The sequence below is a fragment of the Deltaproteobacteria bacterium HGW-Deltaproteobacteria-18 genome, from assembly GCA_002841885.1.
Classification (GTDB): Bacteria; Desulfobacterota; Desulfovibrionia; order Desulfovibrionales; family Desulfomicrobiaceae; genus Desulfomicrobium.
The window spans coordinates 97,776-123,000 of sequence record PHBE01000002.1; the positions used below are offsets into that span (position 1 = coordinate 97,776).

Consider the following 25,225-nt stretch of genomic DNA (forward strand, 5'->3'; position numbering starts at 1 on the left):
AAGGGGCTTGATCATGAGGACGAAAATTTTCTGCGCTGCGCTTCTTCTTTTTCTTGCTTCCGCTCATGACGGCTTCGCATGGAACCAGGGAACACATCGGCAGATCAACTACGAAGCGGTCAATGTTTTCTACAGGCAGATGGAAGGCAAGAAGAAGTATCTTCTCGGGCCGTTGCCGGACGAATTCCGCAAGGAGCCGTACCGCGGCATCGCCGTGACCAGCTCCGGCCTGGATGTCGGGCATTACGGCATCGCCGAAGGTTCCTTCACCATGCCGCAGTGGATCACCGTGGGCGGCGACTGGGCCGACGAACCGCATCTGTATGCCTCGGTGCGGCACTTCTACGACCCCCTCGGACTGGTGAAGCCCTACCTGACGGACCAGTTCTGGGCCCACGGCGTCCTGTACGAAGCCCCCGGGATCGACGCGAAGACCTGGGGCCTGGAGCATCCCGACAACCCGTTCAGCTTCAGGCAGGGGCTCACCTATTACAAGCTAGCCATGGAGGTTGATGAAACCGTCCCCCTGCCTCCCATGCTCGCACCGGATCATTTCAAGCTCAACCTGAACCTCGCTCCGGCCGACCATGCCGAACAGCGCCGCGTCTATCTCGCCATGGCGTACCGGGCCCTGGGCGAAGCCATGCACATGATGGGCGACATGACGCAGCCCGCGCACGTCCGCAACGACTCCCACCCCCTCGACGAGCCTATCGAGACGCGCATCTTCAGCGAACATGTCCGTGCCGCCGCCGCGGACCCCTTCCTCGATCCGCGACTGCAGCCCATCCTGGCCAGCGCCGGCGGAACCCTCCAGGATCCCGAGGGTCTGGTCCGCGAAGTGGCGAGCTTCACCAACAGGCATTTCTATTCCGAGGACACGATCCACGACAAGGCGTCAAAAATCATTCCCAACAATTACGACGCGCTCCTGGCGCACGCCTATCCGTCCCCGCAGTTTTCCGACCTGCACGAGAGCGCGACCCTCGTCCAGGGCTATCTGATCAAGCGCAGGGTCAAGCGCTACGAAGGGCAAGGTGGAGCCTTCGACTGGACGCGGGTCCCCATGGCGCAGGAACGGCTCAGCTTCCACTGGTTCGACCCGGACCAGTCCATCTGGAACGACCCGCTGGAATCCGCTGCCTCCTTCGCGGGCGCCACGGGGCGCTATCACATCCCCAACGCCTACGCGCCCAATCAGGCCAAGGTGCTGCTGCCCATCGCGATCCATGCCAATGCGGATCTGATGGACATGTTTTTTCCGACCATGGAGCTCACCTCGGCCTTTGCCGAAAAAGGCGTCGAGAAAGGTGAGGCTCCCGGCGGAGGCGAGTATTCCCGGTACGTGGTCGAGGTCGAGACGGACATGACGCACCACCAGGGGCAGGACGTGGCCTGGAAAGCGTATAATCTTGCAATCGAATACACTGGCCCGGCCACGCTGGTCATCGCCCGTGACGGGAAGCCGGTCAAAGAGCGCGCGCTGCACTTTCGCAAGGGCAGGCTTGAGGCCATCGAGAAGCCGGACGGCACCTTTGAGAAGAAAAAATTGCGGCTGTACGCCCCCTTGGGTGAACATGCCCTGATCGAGGAAGAGGAATTCTACCGCATCGAGGACGGCCAGACGGCCCACGTGGAGATCGAGGCGGGGGTCACCATCCAGCCGCCGCGCATCGTGACATACGAAATGGCCGAGGGTGCAAGCCAGGTCACCCACGAGTTCGAGGCGGCCGCCCGCCCCGATGACGCCTATCGCTTCGTGTGGGATTTCGACGACGGGGCGTCCTTCTCCGAGGACGTGCCGCCGGGGGGCTCGTCAAAGACGAGCCACACCTACACGAACCTGAAGGCCGGTGACAACTTCCGTCCCAAAGTCCGGCTGGAGAGCGCGAGCGGGGCGTTACTGGCGAAGGACTCCATATCGATCGACATTACGGAAAAAGAGGATGCCGCCCCCCCGGCTCCCGCAGTGGACGAGGGCGGCGGCCGCTGGATGCTGACCAGAACATGGCAGGACATCCTCGAGGGAACGCGTTTTCAAACCGTCAAGGTTCAGGGCGGGGAGACTTCCGCCACGATCCACATCTCCGTGAAGGACCGGACCGCGACCTGGGTCTTCGACTATGCGGGAAGCTGGTCGCCGCTGCCGGTCTCGGCAGCGCCGGGTGAAGAGGTGGAAATTCGGCTGAAGGTCGACCGGGCGGAAGGCTCGACTGGGCCGGTCTGGTCATGCGGCCTCGAAATCTACGACGGCCGCCACAAGGACCACAACTACCCGCCCCCCAAGGCGATCTTTTTCTCCTCCGGGTTCCAGTGGCAATCTATCTGGGTCGACAAAAAGGCCAAGGTCAGGGAGACGACCTACAACCTGTCGTTCGGGAAAAATCCCAAAAAGGGAGAAAAGCAGGTGGTGACCGTCCGTTTCGTGGGCCACGGTTGCGGAATGGGCATCGCCCACGGTGCGGTTCACCAGTATTTCGAGTACACGTATCAGCCCTGATTACGTCCAGGAACGTTCATGCATCGGGCGCGATGACAACACCAAAGCCAGGAACGCTCGGAAGGAATGTGTTCTGAGCGCAAAATTCAAGAATCGAGAGAAGGCCCTTCTCTCATGATGATTTACGGGAAACTTCAACATGTACTTCACCGCCGCCACGTTCAACTTCCTCGAACACCTCGCCGACAACAACGACAGGGGCTGGTTCGAGACGCACAAGGCTGAATACGAGGAACACGTCCGCACTCCCGCCTTGGAGTATATCCGCGCCATGGGGCCCATGCTGGAGGATTTCGCGCCGCAGTTCCGCGCCGATGCACGCAAGACCGGCGGCTCCCTGATGCGCGTGTACCGCGACAGCCGCTTTTCGCCCGACAAGACGCCCTACAAGACCAACGTGGGCATCCAGTTCCGCCACGCCCTCGGTCGGGACGTGCATGCGCCGGGATTCTATCTGCACGTGGCGCCGGAGGAATGCTTCCTCGGCGTCGGGAGCTGGCACCCGGACCCAGGCCTGCTCGCCCGCATCCGCAACCTGATCGCCGAACAGCCCGAACGCTGGCGCGCCGCATGCGATGAGCGCGCATTCGTCGAGTACTGGCAGCTGACCGGCGACACGCTCAAACGCCCTCCGCGCGGCTTTTCCGCCGACCACCCGGAAATCGCGGACATCAAGCGCAAGGACTTCATCTGCCTGTGCGCCCTGACGCGCGACCAGGTCACCGGTGCGGCACTGGTCGGGCTCTCGGCCGAGCGCTTCGCCGTTGCGGCGCCTTTCATGCGGTTCTTGTGCGAGGCGGCCGATGTAGCATATTGACAGCGCCGGTGACAGCAAGTGCCTCCCGCTTCTGCGTTCTCATTTGCCCAAACTCCCGGACCACCCCGTTTTACCCCGCCCTTCATGGACAATACCCCTCATCTGTGGGAGATTTACGAACAGGTTTCCTTGTAATTCGACGTGTGGTCAGCGTATGCAAAATTTGAGGAAGGAAATGACGGATTCGCATTTCGCCACGCGCCGCGAAGTGGTCGATCTGGACGCCTGCGTGGCCCAGTTGAACCGTTTCTCTAAGGCGGAGCACATCGCCCCCTACCTGTGCGGAGTCTGCGTGTCCGTCTGCCCTTGGGGAAGACGGAAAACGAAACGCCGGGCCGCAGCGCAGCCTGTTTAGGAGCCGACCATGAATTTTTTTTCCAGACTCAAAAACGGCCCAGAGGACCCGGTCGTCGAAGGTCTCGTCAAACACATCGCGGACGATAACGGCATCGACGTCCGGCACGACTCCCGCTGCGCAGACATGCTGACCGATGCTGTCCGGACTGCCTGCAGCCATGCCCGCGCCATGATCGACGAACTGGGCGAGCCTTATGTCCTGGATCGCAAAAATGCCATGGGGATAGCCCTGGGGCCGATCCTCTTCGACTCCCGCAAGGAGGGCCTGGACGCCCTGCGCAATTCGTCCAGGCTCAAGGCCGTCTTCGCGGACCCGAATGTGCGGGAATGCGACTTCCTTTTGACCATGCATCGTCACGAATACGTTGTCTTTGGAATCGAGATGGCCGGGGATATGATCAGGCGCGACGTGATGCAGAACGCCGTCGAGTTCTCGGACCACAACTTTGCCGCCGCGGCCCCGTCACTGGGCGAATTGCGGGACATCCTGACCCGCAACGTGGTCCTCTTCCTGGCCGATCTGGCACCGGAGCGCCGACGACGGGACGAGGCAGTCCGCAAGGAGCTTCACGAGTCCGAGGTTCTGCTCAAGGCGCAGCTGGAGACCCTGGATGCCGCCCTCAAACAGAACCGGCCCTTTTCCGCACCGACCTCGTTGCGGGACAAGATCGCGCAGGGTTCCAGGGAGATGGCCGACCTCACGCACAGGCTCGAATCGCTCCCGCAGAAATTGGACCCCGGGCAATGCCTGGCGGAGATCCGCGCCATTCTTCTGGCGCCCCAGGATCATGTCCGGATTGAACAGGTCGAGATGCGGGTCGGGGATTTCGGGGTAAAATCCGATACGGGAACGTTCATCCGCTTCCACGAATGCGTCCTCGCAGACAAGGAACACCTTGCCGTCTTCCTGGCCTCCCTGGACCGCGACAACGCCGCCTACGTCTGGCCGGAACTGGCCGACGCCGGTAAAAAGGACTGAGCCAGCCCACGCAACAAACGTATCCTGCGGGCATGCGGACAGGGGTGAAGGATTTGATCCGCTCCCGGCCTCGGAGTTTCAGCCGGATTCGCGCATGGGGCAATGCACAGGCCCCGAAATTCCCTCCTTCTCCTTCAGGCCGACAGGATCCGAAAGCCTGAGCTTGATGGCTTCCAGCTCATCAAGATTCTCGAAAAACAGGTCCACGAGCCCGGGGTCGAACATTCCGCCCCGCTCTTCGCGTATGAACCGAAGCACCTTTTCCTTGGGCCAGGCCGCCTTGTAGACCCGCCCCAGCGACAACGCGTCATAGACGTCCGCCAGCGCGCAGATCCTTGCCAGCAGGTTGATCTCCTCCCCCTTCAGGCCGCAAGGGTAGCCGGTCCCGTCCCAACGCTCATGGTGCTGCAGGGCGATGGCGCGAGCGCTGGACATGAGTTTCCTGTCGGAGGTGTGCAGGATGCGCTGCCCGATGACCGTGTGGTGCTTGATCATCTCGTATTCCGCGGCGGAGAGCTTGCCGGGTTTGTTCAGGATCGCGTCCGGGATACCGATCTTGCCGATGTCGTGCATCGGGGCGGCAGTCTGCAGGAGCGCGATGTCCTCCGAGGACAGTCCGTATTTTTCTCCGAGCAGGGCCGAATAGGCGGCCACTCTGCGCACGTGGTTCGCCGTATCCTGGGAGCGCGTCTCGATGACATCTCCCAGGGTGGACAAAATTTCTGTCTGCGTCTCGATGACCTCCCGGTTCAAGTCCATTATTTCGGCATTGCCAAGGTTGATCTTGCGTTGTTTGAGCACGTTCTGGATCAGGAGCGCAATGACCACCCCGAGAATGCCGATGACCACCAAGGCGCTCAAAATGGCGGAACGATGGACCTCGAAATAGGACAGCGGACGGTTCAGGATGAGCGAATTTTCAGGCAGGCTGGACATGGGAATGGCGAAACGCTGCAGCGCCCTGTAATCGTAGGTGTGCCGGTTCACGCCCTGCAGCTTGCTGTACGTCGCTGGCGGATTCTTTCCGGCAAGACGATCCAGCAGGGTCTGCGCGGCCTTCTGCCCATGCCCGAAGGCGCTGGTCACGCATCCTCCGACCACGCCCGAATCAAGCTGAAAATCCCAGGCAACGTAGACCGGCACGGGAGAGCTGGCGGCGATGAGCCGGGGAATCTCTTCCGCCGTGAACACCTGCCCCGCAGCGTCCTCAAAGTAGACCAGCAGATAGATGAGCTCGCCGGGAACGCGCTGCCGGGCAAATTCGACCAGCTGCGCTCGGGTCATGACAGGAACGACCTCCACCGGGGCGGCGAGGGCCCCGGTCTGCTTCAGCAGATCCCGCAGGATGGTCTGGCCGGTCAGCGTGCCGTCGATCATGACGAAAATTTTTTGCGTGCCCGGATTCTGCTTCAGTGCCGCGCCCAGCGTCTCCAGATGCGCCAGGCTCTCGATGATGACATTCATGTCTTTGGCGCTGGCCGGGATGGAATTGATGTCGCCGATGCCGCAGGCCACGACAGGCGTCTGCGGGAACAGCTCGTCCCGGTATCTGGTCATCAGTTCGAAGGCGTGGTCGTCGGTGATGATGATCCCGTCGAAGCGGGAACCGGTGTACTTCTCGCGGTAAAGGCTCAGCAGCAGCCTGGTATAGGCGGGGGATGAATGGTGCTTGGCGTCCATGTATTCCACGCGGTAGCGCCCACGAACCCCGGGGGCCTGAAGCACCGACACGATCCCCTCATGCAGATCCCGCGTCCAGGAATAATCCGGCGCATAGGAGTGCAGCACCAGCACACTTGGTCCACGCGCTTCCTCGGCGGACAAATCAGTCTTCCAGACGACACAAAGCGCCACAAAGATGAGAACAGGCAACAATAGGCGTAGGAGCCTGAAGGGTTTCATGCCGGTTTTCTATCACACCACTTCCACAAGCGGCAAGGCGCAAGGCGTCCGGCGAGGCCCATGGCCAAAAAAAGCGCCCCCGGCGCATCACCAGCCACGCACGTCGATCCCGAACGCTTCCACTCAGCCTGATCCGGTGTTACCGGAAAACCTGAAACAACCTGCCGATAACTCGGCCGACAGGTTTCGAAACCTAAAATGCAGGTCGTTCAATGATCTCTTTTCCAGGCAGGCAACCGTGAGCAAACGACCCGCCCTTCTTCACTTCCACGGCACGCTGGCCGATCTGCTGAGCCGGGACAGTTCCGCTGCGGACGCAAGAGGCAGGGTGATCTACCCGGTCACACGCCGCGCCTCCATCAAGGATGTCATCGAGGCAATGGGCCCGCCCCACACCGAGGTCGGAAGCATCGAGACAGGCGGACGCGAGGTGGGCTTTGACCACCTGCTCGAAGCAGGAGAGCAGGTGGATATCCGGCCCATCGTGCCGCCCTTCGAGGTCTTGCGGCCCTCGCTTCTTCGCCCCGAACCGTTGGCGCGCATCGCCTTTGCGGTCGATGCCAACGCGGGCCGGCTGGCGACCCTGCTGCGGATGCTCGGTTTCGACACGGCCTACGACAAGACGCTGGACGACGCGCCGCTGGCCGAACTGGCCGTGCAGGAAGGACGCATTGTTCTCAGCAAGGATCGCAATCTCCTAAAACGCACCGTTATTGAATTCGGCTCCCTGATCCGCACAGACGACCCGAACAAACAGCTATGCGAGGTCCTGCGCCTCTTCGACCTGCGCCCGCCCTACCACCCCTTCAGCCGCTGCCTGCTCTGCAACGCCGTGCTCGAACCAGTGCCCAAGGCCGAAATCATGCACCGCCTGCTCCCCCTGACCAAACGCCACTACCTCGATTTCCACCGCTGCCCACACTGCGACAAAATCTACTGGCCGGGCTCCCACCACGACCATATGCAGGAGCGCATTGAAAACCTGTGTCGTGACCTCTTTGTGGACAGCGCAGGATAAAAGCTTGCTATTTCAGCCCCGCTGGTTGTTGGACTTGACCAAGTCAAAAAAAATGCTGTGGCGACCGGTGTCGGCCATGAAGAAAATCCACAGCGTGAAGAGGAAGAATACTGCGCCCAGAATCCTACGGTACGCAAGGCCGGCCCTGGAACTACGCACCGCGCCTGAATTCCAGGATGAATGTTGCCCCCTGATCGCTTTCGCCAAGGGCAATGCTTGCCCCGTGGGCCTTGAGCACGGAACGGCAGATTTCAAGGCCGAGGCCAGTGCCGCCTGAAGCACGGCGGGTGGTAAAAAACGGTGTGAAGACCTTGTCGCGATTGGCCTTGGAAATGCCTTGCCCGTTGTCGGCAACAGCAAGACGGATCAAATCCGGCGTCAGCGATACGGACAGCCGGAGTCTATCCGCTCCGTGCAGGAGGCTGTTCTCGGCCAGATTGCCGAGGACCATCTCCAGTGCGTCCGGGGCGATGGGTAGCTCGGGATCGCACTCTCCTTCGTGCCCCACGGTCAGACCCCGGTCCCGAAAGGCGCTGCGCACGGAATCCGCCACGGTGTCCAGTCTGCAATGGCTTCGGCTCGGAGGCATGGCGTCGGCACGGGCCAGCTCAAGCAGGCGGCTGACCAGCAGTTTCATGCGCTGGGTGTCTGTCTGCAGATTGTTCAGAAACAGCCTGCTCTGCTCCGGATCCATGGTGTCCAGATGCTCGATGAGCAGTTCCAGGGCCCCTTGCATGGATGACAGCGGCGTCTTGAACTCATGCGAGACATGCCCGGCGAACCGTCTGATGTAGTCGGCGCGATCGGCCAGGGTTTCAGACATGGTCGCGAAACTTTCGGACAGGCGCGCCATCTCCTGAGTGACGGGCTTGGCGATGGGCTTTACGGTGCGTATTTCCCCGGTGCGCAGAAGATCGATCTGCCGCAACAGTTCGCGAATGGGCCGGGCGATGCCCGATGAGACGAAGAGGCCGAGCATAACGGTCAGCAGGCTCATGCCCATCATGACCAGCGCGACCTCGTAGCGCACATCGAACAGACTCTTGAGAATGCTCACGGGCGTGCGCGAAAGGTACACCACGCCGAGCACGGTCTCGCCGTCCAGGACCGGCATGGCCACGAAGACCCGCACATCCGTGCCCCGACTGACGGAGTAAATGGAAGGCCGGGGTTCGTCGGAGATGCGCCTGCGGATGACGCTGGCGTATTCGCCGGCCAGGGCCTGCCGCACTTCAGGCACATGGGCCAGGGACAGTCCGGTCTCGGAGCGCCCTGCCAGGACCGTTCCGTGCTCATCCAGCAGGCGCATGCCGGCCAAGGTGATCTGCTGGGTTTCACGCATGATGCGGCTGAACAATGGCGCAGCACGCAGCAGATTGGGTGCGGGCTGCGTCTCGGCGGGTTCGGCGTTAGGGCGCGGCGGAGCGACGGGATCGTTCAGGCTCAGGAGCGGAGCAATGGGCGTCAGGGGCAGGTCTTCCGCCAGCGCCACTGCCTGCTCCGAAACGAGATTGCGCCATGTGGCGGCCAGGACCGCCGCCTGACTGATGAGTTCCTGTTCCGTCTCGCGGACCAGCACGTTTTCGAAGGTTCGAAACACGTAGACAGCTCCGATCGGCAGGGCCAGCACCGAGAGCATGACGACAAGAAGAATGGTGCGCAGGCGATACAGGCGTTTCATGGCGCTCAGACCCGGACCAGGGCGTACCCGACGCCGTGCATGGTCTCGATCAGGGCCGGGCAGCCCGCATCGGCGAATTTCTGGCGGATGTGCCGGATATGGCTGTCGATGGTGCGGTCGCTGACTACGGCGTCATGCCCGTAGGCTGCGTCCATGATCGTGTCGCGGCTGAAGACGCGACCGGGCTGGCGGATCAGCATTTCGAGAATGGCGAATTCCGTAGCCGTCAGCCTGACCGGCCGCGTATCCCAAGTGACCGCGTGGCGTGCGGGGCAGACTTCAAGCGGCCCGTGCCGCAGCACGGCCGGCTCGGGCGCGGCCCTCACCCCGGCCCTTTTCAGGATGACGCCGACCCGGGCGACGAGTTCGCGCGGGCTGAAGGGTTTGGTTACGTAGTCGTCACCGCCGATCTCGAGGCCCAGCACGCGGTCGATCTCGTCGTCGCGGGAGGAAAGGAAGAGAATGGGCACATCGGAAGTCCTGCGGATGACGCGGCAGACCTCAAGTCCGTCCATTTCCGGCATGTTGATGTCCAGCACCATCAAGTCCGGCATCTGGGAGGTGAAGGCTTCCAGAGCCTGGCGCCCATCCCGGGCCAGTGTGACCCGCATGCCGGCCTTGCCCAGGGCAAAGCTGATGATTTCGAGAATGTGCTGATCGTCGTCGGCAACGAGAATGTGTTTTGTCATGCGCTCCTCGGTCATGCGGGGTATCCTGTCGCTAGCCTGTTTCGGGCCGGAAGGGAATCGGTGCCGGTGAAGGGCCCGGCACCGTCCGTATCACTCCTTCGCATCGTCGAAGCTGAAGTTTTTCGGCGCTTCGGCCTTGGCCGTGAGGATGTACCAGTCGAAACGGCGGGTTCCGAGCATGATCGCACTCAGCACCACGAAGAGCAGGAGACTCCCCATGACGAGGGCGTGATCTTCGGCCTGGAGAATGATGTAAAGCAGTGCGTAAAGGACACTCAGCCCCGAACCCAGCACCAGCCCGTGCCGTCTGCTGCGCAGGATGGCTCCGAAGTAGACAGTCAGCAGGCCGGTGCAGGCCAGGGCCGCACACACGTAAGCCCACAGGAAGCTGATGTGTTCGGACAGGGCGATGAGCAGCAGATAGAAGATGAGCAGAGCCACGCCGACAAAGGTGTACTGCACCGGATGCAACGGCAGTTTCTTCAGAAGTTCGAAGAGTGTCATGCAACTGAAGGTCAACAGCAGAAAAAGCAGGGCATATTTGATGCTGCGCTCGGACTGCTGATACACATCCACGGGCTGCACGAAATTAACGCCCACCGTACGCTGCATGAGGTTTCTGCCGTCGCCGTTGTGCAGGCCGGCAAGCGCTTCTGCCGTGTTTCCGGAAAAAGCCGAAGACCGCCAACGCGACGAAAAGCCCGTGTCCCCTATGTCGCGGGTCTCGGGAAGCATGTCCCCGAAAAATCCCGGATGAGCCCAGTCGGCGGACAGGCGGATGTCCATGTTTTCGGCCAGCAGCGCGAACTGCATGGATTTCATGCCGCTCAGATCCATGTCAAAGGCAAAGGGGATGGTCTCGCCGCGCTGAGTATCGAGCACGGGAACCTTGACGTGCATCCCGTTGGGGAAGTTGGGCGTGTCGCTCCCGGGCTTGAATTCAAGTTCCTGGCCCAGCCACTGCAGCGGCCCGCTCCGGACAATGCCGCGCTGATCCGAAACGAGCACACTGACCTGCGGAGTTCCCCATTCAATGCGCTTTTCAGGATTCTCGGAGACGATTTCGAGCAGAGGTTGCGTGTCGAATTCTCCCTTGAACCGCGCTGCGCCCGAATAGACCGGCACCTCGTAAATACCTCTGTAACGCACGGCCGTCTCCAGTTCTGAAGCCGCCTCCAGGGTCTTGGGCAACAGATAGGCCGTGCTGTGGCTGCTCTGCTGGCGGGTGACCACGCGCTTGCTTCCATCACTTATGACTTCACTGACCATCCAGCTCATCTGATACGGCACGGCCAGGATCGGCCCACCCAGAGTTTGCGCCCCCGGCCAACTGCGTTCGATGCTGGAGTAAGCCGCCCTTCTCCAGACATTCCGCTCGGATATGAGCGATTCAAGCATCGTCTGAGGGATCATGAGCAGGATGATGAGCAGGACAATAAATCCGATTTTGTACAAAAAATGATTCTGCATGGAGTTCTCCTTCCGTTGTGGTTCTGGTTTCAAGGAAGGACTACGCGCCCCACGTGCAGATGGCAGCAGCGGCTTGTGGAATGTCCGTGCAAAATTGTGCAGATTCTGTGCAGGCCAGACGCATAAAGAAGAGGAATGACTGGAAGGGTTTTTAAGCTGGCGAATGGCTTTGGACTGATTTGCGTCCTGAGTTTCAAAAAGCGGAGGGAATAGATCGGTCATCAGGCAATAGGCATGGCAACTCAGGTTGAAACGATGCAACGTCATGCCGAGAACGGGGAGAAAGGGTTTCCTGTCGATGTCGTCCAGGAAAGTTCAAGATTCAAGATCTGAACCGTAATTCCCTTGAGCCGCTTGGCCGGGGCCTCTCATTCCGGTTCATCCCACGAGTATGGGGATGCGCCGCCCGTGTCGCTAATCATATCACCTCTAATTCATCACCAGCCATGCTACCTGCCGCTCCAAACCTCCCCTTCCAGCAAAAAAAATCCTCAAAGTGTGTCGTTATGACAAGGCCATGACTCAAATGAAGACTTTTTTTTCAGAAGTTGCTAATAGGAACCCGAACTCTTGATTTTCCGGTGGTTACGCATTTCCACGCGTGACGACCGTTTCGAATATTTATTATCGATGAAACTGATCAAAGCATAAACCCGAACCCCCTAGAGGAGTACGACAATGAGTGATGGCAGCAAGTGCCCCGTGACTGGGAGAACCAATCCCGCTGCGAGCGGAGGCGGCAGGACGAATCGTGACTGGTGGCCGAACCAGTTGAATCTCAATATCCTGCACCAGCAATCAAGCCTTTCAAACCCCATGGGCGAAGAGTTCAATTACGCCGAAGAGTTCAAGACCCTTGACCTCGCCGCCGTAAAAAAGGACCTCATTGCCCTGATGACCGATTCAAAGGACTGGTGGCCGGCCGATTACGGTCACTACGGCCCGTTTTTCATCCGCATGGCCTGGCACAGCGCCGGCACCTACCGCACCGGCGACGGCCGCGGCGGAGCCGGGTCCGGTTCGCAGCGTCTGGCGCCGCTGAACAGCTGGCCGGACAACGTCAACCTCGACAAGGCCCGACGCCTCCTGTGGCCCATCAAACAAAAGTACGGCAAAAAAATCTCCTGGGCCGACCTCATAATCCTGGCCGGTACCTGCGCCATCGAATCCATGGGACTCAAGCCCTTCGGCTTCGGCGGCGGCCGCGTGGACGTCTGGGAGCCGGAACAGGACATCTACTGGGGCGCGGAGCAGGAATGGCTGGCAACGAGCGACAAGCCCGACAGCCGCTACTCCGGCGAGCGGGACCTGGAAAATCCGCTGGCTGCCGTGCAGATGGGCCTCATCTACGTCAACCCCGAAGGCCCGGACGGCAACCCCGACCCGGTCGCTTCCGGCCGTGACGTTCGGGAGACCTTCGCGCGCATGGCCATGAACGACGAAGAGACCGTGGCCCTCGTGGCCGGCGGTCACACCTTCGGCAAATGCCACGGCGCGGGCCCGGCCACGCATGTCGGCCCCGAACCCGAGGCTGCCCCCATCGAGGAGCAGGGCCTGGGCTGGAAGAGCAGCTTTGGCAACGGCAAGGGCGGCGACACCATCAGCAGCGGCATCGAGGGCGCATGGAAGCCCAACCCGACCAAATGGGACATGGGCTACCTGAAGGTGCTCTTCAAATACGAGTGGGAGCTGGTCAAAAGCCCGGCCGGAGCCAACCAGTGGCTGGCCAAGGACGTGGAACCGGAAGATATGGTCGTCGATGCCCACGATCCGTCCAAAAAGGTCAGGCCGATGATGACCACCGCAGACCTGTCCCTGCGCTTCGACTCCATCTACGAGCCCATATCGAGACGTTTCCTCGCCAACCCCGAGGAATTCGAGGATGCCTTTGCCCGGGCCTGGTTCAAGCTGACGCACAGGGACATGGGCCCGCGCTCGCGCTATCTCGGCCCGGATGTCCCGGCCGAGGAGCTGATCTGGCAGGATCCGTTGCCGGCAGTCGATCACGAACTGATCAATGAAAAGGACGCAGCCGACCTCAAGGCCAGGATTCTGGCTTCGGGGCTGACCGTTCCCCAGCTGGTCACCACGGCCTGGGCATCCGCGTCCACCTTCCGCGGCTCCGACATGCGCGGCGGAGCCAACGGCGCGCGCATCCGCCTCGCGCCGCAGAAGGATTGGGCCGTCAACCAGCCGGAACAGCTCAAGGCCGTCCTGCAGGCACTGGAAAAGATCCAGCAGGATTTCAACAAGACTCATGCCGGCGGCAAGAAGGTCTCCCTGGCCGACCTCATCGTACTGGGCGGCTGCGCAGGCATAGAGCAGGCCGCCAAAAACGCCGGGCATACTCTGACCGTGCCCTTCAGCCCAGGCCGGACGGACTCCTCCCAGGAGCAGACGGACGTGGAATCCTTCGCGGTTCTGGAACCGGCTGCGGACGGCTTCCGCAACTTCCAGCGGGCCAGATTCTCCGTTTCGACGGAGGAACTACTGCTCGACCGGGCGCAACTGCTGACCCTGACCGCGCCGGAGATGACGGTGCTCATCGGCGGCATGCGCGCCCTGAACGCCAACGTCGGCCAGTCCGCGCTCGGCGTCTTCACCAAGCGTCCGGAAGCGCTGACCAACGACTTCTTCGTGAACCTGCTCGACATGGGCACGGAATGGAAACCCGCCCCGGGCGCTGAAGGAGTGTTCGAGGGACGTGACCGCGCGACGGGCGAACTGAAGTGGACCGGCACCCGCGTCGATCTCGTCTTCGGCTCAAACTCCCAGCTCCGGGCCATCGCCGAAGTCTACGCCTGCAACGACTCCCAGGATAAATTCCTGCAGGATTTCGTCGCGGCCTGGACCAAGGTCATGAACCTCGACCGGTTCGACCTCGCCTGATTCTAGACGGCGCGGCCCGGAATCCCTCCGGAAACCTGAAAAAACAAACAAAGGCCCGGTTCAGCGGAAGGCATCACGCCTTCCCCTGAACCGGGCCTTTTAATCGCCACACGTAGAGGCCGCGGTCCCAAAAAATCAGAAAAATGATTCAGGAAGCCGGTGCAGACTCCGGACTCATTCCCGGCGCACGTCCCCGACGTGGGCATAATCGGCCGGATCGAGCGGGGAATGGCGGGCGATGTATTCGCGCAGCACGTCCGCGTCCACGAATCCCGTATCCACAAAGCCCTGCCACCCTTTTACCACCGGATACCCGTCACCGCCCCCGGCCAGATAGCTCTCCATGGCCACGGTGTACACCCGCCCGGCATCCAGGGGCTCGCCGGCCACGAACACGTCTTTGGCGGACCCAGCCCGCAGCACGAACCGAACTCCGCCGAACTGCGCAAAGGCGCCGGATCCCGGAGCGAAGGCCGCCACCTGCCCGAGGTACCCGGCCAGTTCCTCACCGGTCATGTCCACGGTACAGATGGTGTTGCCGAAGGGCTTCACGGTCAGCACGTCCCTGTAGGTGATGGGCCCGGACGGCAGCCCGGCGCGGATGCCGCCCGAATTCATGACCGCCGCATCCGCCCCGGTCTTCTCCATGAGCGCAAGACAGGCCAGGCTGCCAAGCTCGGTCTGGGAGGAGCGAGTCACGGCGCGGTCGGCAGTGAAATTTCCGTTGGCCTGACCGATCACGGTCTGCAAGGCCTTGCCCCCCTGCTCCTGAAACGGCGCGAGCGGGTCCAGCATGGCGGGATCCTCGACCACGGGCGTTGCAGGCGGCACGATCTCCCCGTTGACTTTTGAGACCAGATTCACGGGCAACAGGGCCCCGCCGGTCAGATACACCTGATCCATGGTCCAGTTCAGGTCGACCCGGCCCAGATATTTGCCGTATTCCCCGGCCTGGACAATGACGGTCCCGCCCTCCAGCACCGGGGCGTCCAACTGCGTATGCGAGTGTCCGTCCACGATGAGATCGATGCCGGGCACGGCCCGGGCCAGGGCCCTGGAACCGGTAAGCGGATCGCCGGGCAGCCCGGTCCGGGTAAAGCCGAGATGGGACAGGGCGATGACCACGTCGGCCTGCCTGCGCAGCCGTGGCACCAGTTCGCGCGCCTCGTCCACGGCCGAACGGAAAACGATCCCCCTGACATGCTCCGGATTGCCGACAATGGCCGTGCTCTCGGTGGTCAGTCCAAACACGGCCACGGTCAGTCCGCGCAGCCGGAACAGGTGCCAGGGCGCAAAAAGGCGCTGTCCCGAGGAATCGTAGATGTTGGCCGCGAGCAGCGGGAACTCCATCCACCTTTCCTGCTTGCGCAGCACGGTCAGGGGATTATCGAACTCGTGATTGCCCACCGCCATGGCGTCGTAGCCCATGGCGTTCATGCCCCGGATGTCCGGTTCGGCATCCAGCATGTCGGATTCGGGCACGCCGGTGTTGATGTCCCCGGCATCGAGCAGGAGCACGTGCCCGCCCCTGGCCTGCACCTCGGCCCGCACGGCATCGGCCAGGGTCTTGCGGGCGGCCAGTCCGTACTCGCCCTTGCCGTTTTTCCAGAAGCGCCCGTGATGATCGTTGGTGTGCAGGATGGTCAGGGACTGGGGGCCTGTGTGCCCGACAGGGTGCAAGGTGGCGCATCCGCATGCCAGCAGGATGACCAGGACCAGGACAAGCCGCAACAGCTTTTGTAATCGCATTTTATTCCTCCTTTTCAGTCCAGCACGCCGACCATGGCGCCGGTCATCATCGTGGCCAGGACTCCGGCCATGACGGACCGGGGGCCAAGTTCGACGATCTCGGCGGCGCGCTCCGGGGCCACGCGGCTCAGTCCGCCGATGAGAATTCCCAGGCTGCCGACATTGGCGAACCCGCACATGGAATAGGTCATGATCAGGATGCTGCGCTCGGACAGGGTTCCGGCCGGGAGCGCCGCCAGATCAAGATAGGCCAGAAGCTCGTTGAGCACGATCTTGGTCCCCATGAGCCTCCCGGCCGCGTGCGCTTCGCCCCAGGGAATTCCGGTCAGCCAGACCAGCGGACTCATGAGATGGCCGAGGATGCGCTGCAGGGTAAGGGCCTCGCCTCCGACCGTGGGCAGGAGCCCGAGAATCTGGTTGAACATGCTGACCAGGGCCAGCAGCACCACCAGAAGCGCCGCCACGCTGATGAAGACTTTCACGCCAAGTGTCGTTCCCTGCACCACCGCGTCCATGGAACCGCGACTCTCCGAGGGCGGTGAAACCGTTCCCAGGGTGGGCTGGCCGGACTCGGGAATCATGACGCCCGCGATGAGGATGGACGCGGGCACGCTGATCAGGGATGCGGTCAGGATGTGCCCCAGGGCGCCCGGCAGGACCGGGCCGATGATCCCGGCATAAAGGACGAGCACGGTCCCGGCGATGGTCGCCATTCCGCAGGTCATCAGGGTGAAGAGTTCGCTGCGGGTCATGGAGGCGACATAGGGCCGCACGAACAGCGGGGACTCGACCATGCCCGCAAAAATATTGGCCGCGCACCCGATGCCCAGCGCCCCGCCGATGCCCATGCTCCGCTGCAGGACAAAGGACACGCCCCGGACCAGCACGGGGATGATCTTCCAGTGATAGAGCAGCGCCGACAGCGCCGCCGTGACCACAATGACGGGCAGTCCGCGAAAGGCGAAGACATAGGCCGCACCGGGATACGGCTCCTCGAAAGGCAGCGCCCCGCCCCCGAGATAACCGAACACGAAGCCCGTCCCGGCCCGGGTCCCCTCTTCCAGAGCCTGCGCGGCCCGATTCAGGGCCAGAAAAACATCCTGAAACATGGGCAGTTTCAGCAGCACCACCGCCAGCGCAAACTGCAGTGCAAGGCCGATGACGACAAGCCGCAAGCGCACGCCCCGGCGGTTCTCCGACAAAAGCCAGGCGATGAGCACAAAGGCCATCAGCCCAAACGCGCTCTGCAAGACGGGAAAAGACATGAGCGTCACTCCTTTGAAAGATGAAAACCCCGGCAAATTCACATTGCCAACCCCTCGTTTTCCTTACACGCGCAAAGGCCGGACTGGAAGCGTTTTGGATGTCGTCACTTTCGAAAGGCGCAAACCGAAAGCTTGATTCCCTTCTTTTGGACCATTGCACCATGACTTGAGGTGACTTTTACCGCCGACAACGCTAGAAGGGCTCATGCACCCGGAACACTGGACAATTTCATCCCGCGACCCGCACCTTGGCAGGCCGCCCCACAAAGGCGATCTGCTGCGTCAGCGAAAAAACCCAGACCGCTTATGTATGCGCAATACACCGCGCGCCCTGGGTTTTTCCGCTTCCTTGCATCTCGCCATTTTTGAACGGCCTGCGAATCTTGGATCTTTCAACAACCAGTTAACGCCCAAATCACCTGCCCATGCCTGATTTTTACGAAATCAACGCCCGGGCCTATTTCGAACGCACCAACCGCGTCGATCCGGCTCCCATCCTCGCCCCCCTGCTGCACCACCTGCGCGCGGGCAGCACTATCCTCGACATCGGCTGCGGATCGGGACGGGATCTCAAGTGGCTCAAGGGCAAGGGCTTCAAGCCGTCGGGACTGGAACGCTCCCCGTCCCTGGCAATCATGGCCAGCGAGCATTCGGATTGTCCGGTCTCCATCGCGGACCTGTTCGAATATCAGCCCCCCATCCATTACGACTGCATCCTTCTCATCGGCACGCTGGTCCACATCTCCAAACCCGAGTTCCCGCAGGCGCTGCGCAGCGTCATGCGCATGCTCAAGGCCGGAGGGATCATGTATCTGAGCATGAAGGCCTGGGGCGGAAGCGAAAAGAGCGAGGATGGACGGGTTTTTCAGCTCTGGTCGGATTCGGAACTGCGGCGGGAATTCGGGAAGCAGGACCTGACCATCCTCGAACATTCGCGCAGCCGCTCCCTGCTGGGCAACCGGGACGTCTGGCTCGGGTATATCCTGAAATCCGGCCAGTGAAGTCCGGTCCGGGGCATCCCATGCCCGAAAGCCGTCTTCCGCAAAGAGAATGACCGCTCCTGGTGCAGGACCGAACCGTATTTTTCAGAAAATACTGCCCATCCTCATTGATTTCCTGCACTTTTGCCTTCATCCTCGCCCGCGAACCGCAACCGGGAAATGGCTGCCCCATGCTCCCGACCTGACGGGACGATGGCAGACAAAACTCCGGCCTGCCTCATGAAATTCCGATAACAGATCCGTCGCCCTTGCCAGCCTTGGCCGCAAGCAGTCCGGTTGCACACGTGGCAGGTCAGGTGGCTGCAATGGTTTGTGGCCGTTCCACTTTTATCCGGCAGAAAATTCCCGAGGTCTTCATGCACGAAATACTCCTCTATGCCCCCATCGCGCTGCCCGTTCTCACCATCCTCCTGCTGCTTGCCATCATGCTGCGCACTTCAAGAAACTCCCTGCTCCTCAGCGCGCGCCTGGATGCAGTCGAGAAGTCCCTGGAAAGGACCGAGCGGATCCTGCACGATGAGATCAGCCGGAACCGGGACGAAACCGGACGGCTGCTGCTGGAGCAACGCCGCGAAGTGGTCGCCGCGTTCAAGGAACTGGGCGGAGGACTCATGCAGAGGGTCTTTGACGCCGGCTGCGCGCAATCAAGACAGCTGGACACGTTCGCACAAAATTTCGCGTCCTTCGCCGCGTCCAATCTGACCCAACTCGACAGCCTCGGGAAGCAGTCCTCGGCCAACTCCAAGGCGTTGCGGGAGGAAATACTGGCCACCCTGAACGGCATTTCAGAGACTTCAGCAAGGACTGTCGGCGACCTGGGACAAACGCAGAAGAAGCAGCTCGACGCCATGGTCGCCGCCATCGCCAGCCTGTCCGAAACCAACGCTGCCAAGCTGGAGACGGTCCGCACCACCGTGGAGACAAAGCTGCACATGCTGCAGACAGACAACGCCAGACAGCTCGAAACCATGCGCCAGACAGTGGACGAGAAGCTGCAAGGGACTTTGGAAAAAAGGCTTGGAGAATCCTTCAGGCAGGTCAGCGAACGCCTCGAACAGGTCCACAAGGGGCTCGGGGAAATGCAGTCCCTGGCCACGGGTGTGGGCGATCTCAAAAAAGTCCTGACCAACGTGAAAACGCGCGGGACCTGGGGCGAGGTGCAGCTCGGCGCCTTGCTGGAGCAGGTGCTCAGCGCCGAACAGTATGCCAAAAACGTCGCCACCAAAGGGGGGGCGGAGCGGGTGGAATTCGCGATCAGGCTGCCGGGTCAGGACAATGAAGCGCCCGTGCTGCTGCCCATCGACGCAAAATTTCCCATCGAGGACTACCAGCGCCTGCTCGAAGCCCAGGACCGCGGCGACGTCGAGGCCATGGAACTTGCAGGAAAACAGCTGGAGACGCGGGTCAAATCGTGTGCCAGGGAAATCCGCGACAAATACGTAAGCCCTCCAAGCACGACCGATTTCGGAATCCTCTTCCTGCCCATCGAGGGCCTTTTTGCCGAAGTCATCCGGCGGCCCGGGCTGAGTGAATGCATCCAGCGCGATTTCAGGATCGTCATTGCCGGGCCCACAACCCTGTGGTCTATCCTGAACAGTCTGCAAATGGGCTTTCGCACCCTGGCCATCCAGAAACGCTCCAGTGAAGTCTGGAACCTGCTGGGAGCCGTCAAGACCGAATGGAGCAAGTACGGCGAGATTCTGGATACGGTGCAGAAAAAAATCCATCAGGCCTCGGAGACCATCGAAAAGGCCAAAGTCAGGACGCGGGTCATCGGGCGCAAGCTGCAGAGCGTACAGGAGATGCCCCTTGCGGACTCTTCGGTCCTGCTTTCATTGCCGCTTGAGGAGGAGGAAGAGGGGGAGGAAGCGCTCCGGAGCCGCGGAGTGAACACGGCCCAGAGCGATGAGCAGGAACGGGTCCTGTCCGCCGGATTGCGCTCAAGCGCTTCCAGGCAGTAGAAAACGCCTGACAGCACGGCGCTTGAAAATGAGCGACCTGCAAGGCCAGCCGGGATGAATTTGAACCATGCGGCGCATCAAATCGAAAAAAATGGCCGAGCGCATGATTACGGCAAGCAAAACTGTTGACATTCAGGTAGCTTGCCCCTAAACACCGTCTTCTCGACGCGCCCGTAGCTCAGTTGGATAGAGTGCCTGACTACGAATCAGTAGGTCGCATGTTCGAATCATGCCGGGCGCACCACTTGAGAAACAAAGGAGCAAACACTGTTTGCTCCTTTTTTCTTGCCCTCTTCAAATGCTCCGCCTGGACCCCTACGAAAGCCGCCGTTCAATCCGCCAGGCCCTTCGCGTTCCGTCCGCTCCTACCTCAATTCGTTTATGTCCAGATGCTTCCCGCACGCGGGACAGCGCATCGGCGAACCGAAACGCGCATTGACGCGGTACACGTGCAGAATCCCATTTTTCGTGATCACGTACGCCACCAGAACCGGATGTCCACATTCACAAAATCGCTGTTGCATGGAAGGCCTCCCATTTATTGAGAATTAACTTTTGTTAATCAGCCCGGCAAAAAAATTTCTAGGCGTAAGCCCGGCTGCTCCACAACACACGGCCAATGACTCTCAAGGTGTCGATCTCGTCGCCTTGAAGGGTGACCGGCGAATAGCGCTGATTGGTGCTGAACAAAACCACGAGCCCAGGGCGTACCTGGATGCGCTTGACCTGGATGCTGTCAGCAAGGCCGACGACATAGAGGTTGTTGTCCGCGACCTGGTTCTGGCTCTGGTCGATGAGAATGTTGTCGCCGGGTTCCAGCTCCGGAGACATGCTGTCGCCGATGACTTCCATGGCGACCATGCGTCCGGGATTGCCCTTCTTGCTCAGCCAGGAGCGGTCAAAGGGGATCTCGTCTACGATCCTGTCGCCGAGTTCGAAAGAACCGCCGCCGGCGCACGCCCTAGCGGCAACCTTGGGTACCAGCAGGGTGTTTGTCTGTTCATTCTGGTATATCGGCCCCGTCCCGGTCTTCAGCCAGACCGGATTGACGCCGAAGGCGGCGGCGATGGTCAACCCCCAGGACTTGGGCACCCCCCTGCCCTTGGCCATGGTGATGGCGGCAGGATCGATGCCGAGCAGGGCGGCCAGCTCTTTCTGGGTGGAGATGCCGGTGGTCTTGGCCACCCGCTGGAAGAAGTCATCAAATTTCATGTCTGCACAATTAACAAAAGTTAACTTGATGTCAAACCTTTTTTCCAATTCACCCCAATGCGGACGGCGCAGCAAATACGTATAAAACTACAGGGTGTTATAACAAAAGTATGACATCGCACCAACAACACACCGGCCCAATCTCCTCAACAATTTCCACCCGACATCAAACCCAGCGTCCCGGTTCGTCCCGGTCAGGGCGCGCCGACTGTTTGACTGAGCCAGGCATCGTTTGGTGAACCGTTGCCAGACGTCCAGCCCCGGCCTCACGCGCCGCCACGCAACGGTTCGGCATTACGAGGCCCGCGAAGGAGTTTCGGCGGGGCTTGACCGGGGCGAACCGGGACACGGCCGCCCTGCATCCATCCCCTTTTTCCCAAAAGCACAGCCCAAAAAAAATTATTCAGACAATGGCGTGAAAGCAAAATCCTGCACGTCCACCAGGCCCCTGTCCGTCAAGCGCAGCCTGGGAATGACCGGCAGGGAAAGAAAGGAAAGCTGCATGAAGGGATTGATGTTGTCCGGGCACCCGAGTTCGCGGGCGCTGGCATTGAGTTGATCAAGTCCGGTCGCGACGGTTGCGGGATCCTGATCGCTCATCAGCCCGGCCAGGGGCAAAGGCACAAGGTTGAGCACCCAGCCGTCGCGCACGCAGACAAATCCCCCGCCGCATTCGGCCAGGGCGCGCACGGCCAGGAGCATATCGCTGTCCGAGACGCCTGCCACGATCAGGTTGTGAGAGTCATGGGCTACGGTGCTCGCGATGGCGCCGCTTTTGAGTCCCAGTCCCCGCACCAGCCCGAGCCCCACGCCGCCGCTGCCGTGATGGCGCTCGAAGACGGCCAGCTTGGCCACGTCGGCATCCGGGTCCGCCATGATCATGCCATCGCGGATCCGAGGCTCCACCATGTCCAAGTCGGTCACGATCTGCCCCGGAATCGTGCGGATGATCCGAACTTTCTTTCCGCCTCCTGGAGCGGGCATCCTGAGACAGGAGGGCTTCACATCACCCAGGTGCACGCTTTTGGTCACGACGCGTTCCGTCGAGGCGGGTCGCCAGTACTGGGGCATGATGGCCCTGCCGCCGAGGTAGGTCTGAAAAATGGAAAAGGACTCAAGGTCGTCGAGCAGCACGAAATCGGCCCGATAACCCGGAGCCACGGCCCCTCTGTGGCGAAGGCCGAAATAGCGGGCGGTGTTGATGGAAGCCATCTGGATGGCCCTGATGGGCGCAAGTCCCCGGCTAACGGCCAGCCGGATGGTGTGGTCCAGGTGCCCTTCGCGCAGCAGGTCGTCGCAGTGGCGGTCGTCGGTGACCAGGGAGCAGTTCTGGCTGTTGAAGTCGTTGATGAGCGGCAGCAGATCGAACAGGTTCTTTTCGGAGCTGCCCTCGCGGATCATGACGTGCATGCCCGCGCGGAGTTTCTCGAGCGCCTCTTCCAGGTGGCAGGCTTCGTGGTCGCTCCCGGGTCCGGCCAGGATGTAGGCGTTGAGGTCGAATCCGGAGAGGCCCGGGGCGTGCCCGTCAATGGGACGCCCTTCGGCGGCGAAGAGTTTGCTCATGACCTGGGGGTCCTGATAGAGAACGCCGGGATAGTTCATCATCTCCGCCAGCCCCAGAATGCGGCCCGGATATTCCTTGAACATGGCCGCGATATCCTGGGCGGTGATGACCGCTCCGGCGGTTTCCAGGTGTGTGGCCGGGACGCAGGAAGGCATCATGCAGCGGATGTCGAGGGGCAGGTCGCGGGTGATCTCAAGGAGCCACCTTATACCGCCCAGTCCCAGGACATTGGCCAGCTCGTGCGGGTCGCAGACGACCACGGCCGTGCCGTGGGAAGCCGCCACCTGCGCGAACCGGACGGGATCGAGCAGGGTGGACTCGATGTGGATGTGCCCCTCGACCAGGCCCGGACAGAGGTAGCGGCCGCAGGCATCAACGATATCGAAGGCCTCGTATTCCCCAATCCCGACAATCACCCCGTTCTTCACGCCAACGCTACCGGGATGGATTTCCCCGGAGAGGACGTTGACCACCTGACAGTTACGAACCAGCAGATCCACCGGGGTCTCGCCCCGGGCGGCATGCAAAAGACTGTTCATGGGCATGTGCTCACCTCGACTCGTTTTGAATCCGACATTCGCTCACGGCTGGGTTTTCCAGCGCCGATGCATCCAGAACCACTGTTCCGGGTAGCGCAGTACCATCTCTTCAACGGCCCCGGTGTAAAAACGGCAGATCTGCTCGATTCGCTCCGCCCTGCTACCTTCAAGGGTGGCCGTGTCGAGGCAGGGCAGGGTCACGGCCCGGAATCTGCCCTGCGGCAGGCGGATGAGAAAAAAGGGCCAGACTTCGGCCTTGGCGCGCAGGGCCAGGATGGCCGGCCCCTTGTTCACCGCGGCGGTCTTGCCCAGAAAGGGCAGGAACTGCGCTTCGGCGCTCTTGCAGTTGTGGTCGACCAGAAAAGCGCAGAGCCCGCCGCGGCGCAGCTTGCCCAGGGCTTCGGTCGCGGCCTCGCGATGAGGGAGCACACGGATTTTGCTTTGGGTGCGCATGTGCATCAGGAGATCGGCCAGGGCGGCATCCTTGGGCAACCGGGCCACGACCTGACAATCGGTTTTGACGTTGAAGCGCTTGAGCACTCCGCCCAGAAGCTCCCAGCATCCAAGATGCGCGGTCACGCCCACGACAGGGCGCAATGTGGCGCCCATGCGCACAAAGAGGTCCGGATTTTCGTATTCGATGCGCTCTTCCAGAAAACGGTGATCCATGTAGCGGGCATGGAAAAGCTCCAGAAAGGAGCAGGCGCTGTGCCGGAAACTGGCCTTGGCGAGTTCTCTGGCCTCGCGCTCTCCGAGGCCGAGGCGGTCGCGCATGCAGGCCGTGGTTTCCTTGCGTCTTGAGGGCAGGACGGCCCACATGAGTTTGCCGATCCCGTTTCCAAGGGCATGCAACCGCTCCAGCGACAGGGATGTGCCCAGGGGCAAAAAGGCATTGTAGGCTATATGTCTCACAGGTTTTTTCCAAGAGAGTTCATGATCTGTTCAAGGTGTTCGCACTGCCTCTGCATTTCCGCGGGGTCATCGCCAAGTTCGGGCAAAAAGATGGGATCGCCGTAAATGATGGTGCATCTGGAAAAGGGCCACGGCAATTGAAATTTGTCCCAGGCGCGATGAAAGACCTTTGCCCGGCTCATCACGGCCCGCACCGGCAAAATGGGAGAACCGACATGTCCGGCCAGGAACACGGCTCCGGGCTTGACCTTGTGACGTGGTCCGCGCGGGCCGTCAACGGTGAATATGATGCCCACGCCCTGTTCGTCCATGATCCGCTTGGCGGCGATCAGAGCGCGCATTCCGCCGCGCGAACTGGAGCCGCGCACGGCCATGAAACCAAAACTCTCCAGCACCCGGGTCAGGATTTCCCCGTCCTTGCTCTGACTGACCACACAGGCCATGCGCTCACCGGCATGAGCGGGGATAAGGGGAAAAATCTCGTCGTGCCAAAGCATGATCACGGGACGCTTGGCGCGCAATTCCGGGTCCGTAAAAACCTCGGTGTTGACCCGGTTCACACGCAGAGTCAGGTGCCACAGACGCACAACAAAGGCCAAAACGGCACCTATGAATCTCGGGGAAACGGGAATCCGCACCATGCAACTCCTGATGTAACCAAATGAAATCGAATTTTTCGATGGAAAGATGAAAAACGTATAGACTTAAACGATTTGACCA

General features: G+C 61.2%; 17 protein-coding genes, 1 tRNA gene and 1 pseudogene. 9 read left to right on the forward strand and 10 right to left on the reverse strand.

What is annotated here, in order from left to right:
- Window positions 1–13: 13 nt before the first annotated feature.
- The 4 genes from CVU60_01920 (at window position 14) to CVU60_01935 (ending at window position 4,653) form a co-directional block, all read left to right on the forward strand.
- Window positions 14–2,500 (forward strand): hypothetical protein, encoded by a 2,487-nt coding sequence (locus CVU60_01920; GenBank protein ID PKN43139.1) that lies wholly within the window; start codon window positions 14–16, stop codon window positions 2,498–2,500.
- 139 nt (window positions 2,501–2,639) lie between these two features.
- The gene (locus CVU60_01925) at window positions 2,640–3,317 is read left to right on the forward strand and encodes a TIGR02453 family protein (protein PKN43140.1); all 678 of its coding nucleotides are present in this window, start codon (window positions 2,640–2,642) and stop codon (window positions 3,315–3,317) included.
- A 175-nt stretch (window positions 3,318–3,492) separates the two neighbouring features.
- Window positions 3,493–3,672, forward strand: a complete 180-nt coding sequence (locus tag CVU60_01930) for a hypothetical protein (GenBank protein PKN43141.1) — start codon at window positions 3,493–3,495, stop codon at window positions 3,670–3,672.
- 9 nt (window positions 3,673–3,681) lie between these two features.
- Window positions 3,682–4,653: a hypothetical protein gene (locus CVU60_01935; protein PKN43142.1), complete on the forward strand. Its 972-nt coding sequence runs from the start codon at window positions 3,682–3,684 to the stop codon at window positions 4,651–4,653.
- A gap of 78 nt (window positions 4,654–4,731) precedes the next feature.
- On the opposite strand, the gene CVU60_01940 is transcribed toward CVU60_01935, so the two are convergent.
- Window positions 4,732–6,555, reverse strand: coding sequence for a phosphohydrolase (locus tag CVU60_01940; protein PKN43143.1), 1,824 nt, complete (start codon window positions 6,553–6,555; stop codon window positions 4,732–4,734).
- Here CVU60_01940 and CVU60_01945 point away from each other — a divergent pair.
- A complete protein-coding gene (locus CVU60_01945) occupies window positions 6,554–7,573 on the forward strand; it encodes a hypothetical protein (protein ID PKN43144.1) in 1,020 nt (339 codons plus the stop codon). The genes CVU60_01940 and CVU60_01945 overlap by 2 nt on opposite strands.
- 151 nt (window positions 7,574–7,724) lie before the next feature.
- Here CVU60_01945 and CVU60_01950 read toward each other — a convergent pair whose 3' ends face one another.
- The 3 genes from CVU60_01950 to CVU60_01960 form a co-directional block, all read right to left on the reverse strand.
- Window positions 7,725–9,254: a sensor histidine kinase gene (locus CVU60_01950; protein PKN43145.1), complete on the reverse strand. Its 1,530-nt coding sequence runs from the start codon at window positions 9,252–9,254 to the stop codon at window positions 7,725–7,727.
- A 5-nt stretch (window positions 9,255–9,259) separates the two neighbouring features.
- Window positions 9,260–9,943 carry a two-component system response regulator CreB gene (locus CVU60_01955; GenBank protein PKN43413.1) on the reverse strand — a complete coding sequence of 228 codons (684 nt, stop codon included), beginning with the start codon at window positions 9,941–9,943 and terminating at the stop codon, window positions 9,260–9,262.
- A gap of 90 nt (window positions 9,944–10,033) precedes the next feature.
- The gene (locus CVU60_01960; GenBank protein ID PKN43414.1) at window positions 10,034–11,635 is read right to left on the reverse strand and encodes a cell envelope integrity protein CreD; all 1,602 of its coding nucleotides are present in this window, start codon (window positions 11,633–11,635) and stop codon (window positions 10,034–10,036) included.
- 456 nt (window positions 11,636–12,091) lie between these two features.
- Here CVU60_01960 and katG point away from each other — a divergent pair, with 456 nt between their 5' ends.
- Window positions 12,092–14,302 (forward strand): catalase/peroxidase HPI, encoded by a 2,211-nt coding sequence (gene katG, locus CVU60_01965; GenBank protein ID PKN43146.1) that lies wholly within the window; start codon window positions 12,092–12,094, stop codon window positions 14,300–14,302.
- 174 nt (window positions 14,303–14,476) lie between these two features.
- Here the strand turns inward: katG and ushA are convergent, their stop codons facing one another.
- Both ushA and CVU60_01975 read right to left on the reverse strand, forming a co-directional pair.
- Window positions 14,477–16,051 (reverse strand): bifunctional UDP-sugar hydrolase/5'-nucleotidase, encoded by a 1,575-nt coding sequence (ushA, locus tag CVU60_01970; GenBank protein PKN43147.1) that lies wholly within the window; start codon window positions 16,049–16,051, stop codon window positions 14,477–14,479.
- Between the two features lie 14 nt (window positions 16,052–16,065).
- Window positions 16,066–17,280 (reverse strand): nucleoside:proton symporter, encoded by a 1,215-nt coding sequence (locus CVU60_01975; GenBank protein ID PKN43415.1) that lies wholly within the window; start codon window positions 17,278–17,280, stop codon window positions 16,066–16,068.
- A 461-nt stretch (window positions 17,281–17,741) separates the two neighbouring features.
- Between CVU60_01975 and CVU60_01980 the strand changes: the two genes are divergently transcribed.
- The 3 genes and pseudogenes from CVU60_01980 to CVU60_01990 all read left to right on the forward strand — a co-directional run bounded on the left by CVU60_01980 (window position 17,742) and on the right by CVU60_01990 (window position 20,522).
- A complete protein-coding gene (locus tag CVU60_01980) occupies window positions 17,742–18,317 on the forward strand; it encodes a class I SAM-dependent methyltransferase (GenBank protein PKN43148.1) in 576 nt (191 codons plus the stop codon).
- 488 nt (window positions 18,318–18,805) lie between these two features.
- Window positions 18,806–20,149: pseudogene (locus CVU60_01985) on the forward strand (DNA recombination protein RmuC).
- 296 nt (window positions 20,150–20,445) lie between these two features.
- Window positions 20,446–20,522 (forward strand) — tRNA-Arg (locus CVU60_01990).
- A gap of 338 nt (window positions 20,523–20,860) precedes the next feature.
- On the opposite strand, the gene CVU60_01995 is transcribed toward CVU60_01990, so the two are convergent.
- From CVU60_01995 to CVU60_02010, 4 genes are all read right to left on the reverse strand, one after another.
- Window positions 20,861–21,490 (reverse strand): phage repressor protein, encoded by a 630-nt coding sequence (locus CVU60_01995; protein PKN43149.1) that lies wholly within the window; start codon window positions 21,488–21,490, stop codon window positions 20,861–20,863.
- A gap of 399 nt (window positions 21,491–21,889) precedes the next feature.
- On the reverse strand, window positions 21,890–23,599 hold the full coding sequence (gene ade / locus CVU60_02000; GenBank protein PKN43150.1) for an adenine deaminase: 1,710 nt from the start codon (window positions 23,597–23,599) through the stop codon (window positions 21,890–21,892).
- A gap of 36 nt (window positions 23,600–23,635) precedes the next feature.
- On the reverse strand, window positions 23,636–24,505 hold the full coding sequence (locus CVU60_02005) for an acyltransferase (GenBank protein PKN43151.1): 870 nt from the start codon (window positions 24,503–24,505) through the stop codon (window positions 23,636–23,638).
- Entirely contained in the window at window positions 24,502–25,146 is a 645-nt protein-coding gene (locus CVU60_02010; GenBank protein ID PKN43152.1) for a hypothetical protein, read from the reverse strand. The genes CVU60_02005 and CVU60_02010 overlap by 4 nt, the downstream gene beginning before the upstream one ends.
- Between the last annotated feature and the right edge of the window lie 79 nt (window positions 25,147–25,225).

What these genes read in the sequence shown, in the direction of transcription:
- CVU60_01955 (PKN43413.1), bottom strand. Translation starts at nt 9,943, where the DNA reads ATGACAAAACACATTCTCGTTGCCGACGACGATCAGCACATTCTCGAA.
- CVU60_01950 (PKN43145.1), bottom strand. Translation starts at nt 9,254, where the DNA reads ATGAAACGCCTGTATCGCCTGCGCACCATTCTTCTTGTCGTCATGCTC.
- CVU60_01935 (PKN43142.1), top strand. Translation starts at nt 3,682, where the DNA reads ATGAATTTTTTTTCCAGACTCAAAAACGGCCCAGAGGACCCGGTCGTC.
- CVU60_01930 (PKN43141.1), top strand. Translation starts at nt 3,493, where the DNA reads ATGACGGATTCGCATTTCGCCACGCGCCGCGAAGTGGTCGATCTGGAC.
- CVU60_01925 (PKN43140.1), top strand. Translation starts at nt 2,640, where the DNA reads ATGTACTTCACCGCCGCCACGTTCAACTTCCTCGAACACCTCGCCGAC.
- ushA (PKN43147.1), bottom strand. Translation starts at nt 16,051, where the DNA reads ATGCGATTACAAAAGCTGTTGCGGCTTGTCCTGGTCCTGGTCATCCTG.
- CVU60_01940 (PKN43143.1), bottom strand. Translation starts at nt 6,555, where the DNA reads ATGAAACCCTTCAGGCTCCTACGCCTATTGTTGCCTGTTCTCATCTTT.
- CVU60_01975 (PKN43415.1), bottom strand. Translation starts at nt 17,280, where the DNA reads ATGGCCTTTGTGCTCATCGCCTGGCTTTTGTCGGAGAACCGCCGGGGC.
- CVU60_01945 (PKN43144.1), top strand. Translation starts at nt 6,554, where the DNA reads ATGCCGGTTTTCTATCACACCACTTCCACAAGCGGCAAGGCGCAAGGC.
- CVU60_01995 (PKN43149.1), bottom strand. Translation starts at nt 21,490, where the DNA reads ATGAAATTTGATGACTTCTTCCAGCGGGTGGCCAAGACCACCGGCATC.
- katG (PKN43146.1), top strand. Translation starts at nt 12,092, where the DNA reads ATGAGTGATGGCAGCAAGTGCCCCGTGACTGGGAGAACCAATCCCGCT.
- CVU60_01980 (PKN43148.1), top strand. Translation starts at nt 17,742, where the DNA reads ATGCCTGATTTTTACGAAATCAACGCCCGGGCCTATTTCGAACGCACC.
- CVU60_01920 (PKN43139.1), top strand. Translation starts at nt 14, where the DNA reads ATGAGGACGAAAATTTTCTGCGCTGCGCTTCTTCTTTTTCTTGCTTCC.
- CVU60_02010 (PKN43152.1), bottom strand. Translation starts at nt 25,146, where the DNA reads ATGGTGCGGATTCCCGTTTCCCCGAGATTCATAGGTGCCGTTTTGGCC.
- CVU60_01960 (PKN43414.1), bottom strand. Translation starts at nt 11,635, where the DNA reads ATGACCGATCTATTCCCTCCGCTTTTTGAAACTCAGGACGCAAATCAG.
- ade (PKN43150.1), bottom strand. Translation starts at nt 23,599, where the DNA reads ATGCCCATGAACAGTCTTTTGCATGCCGCCCGGGGCGAGACCCCGGTG.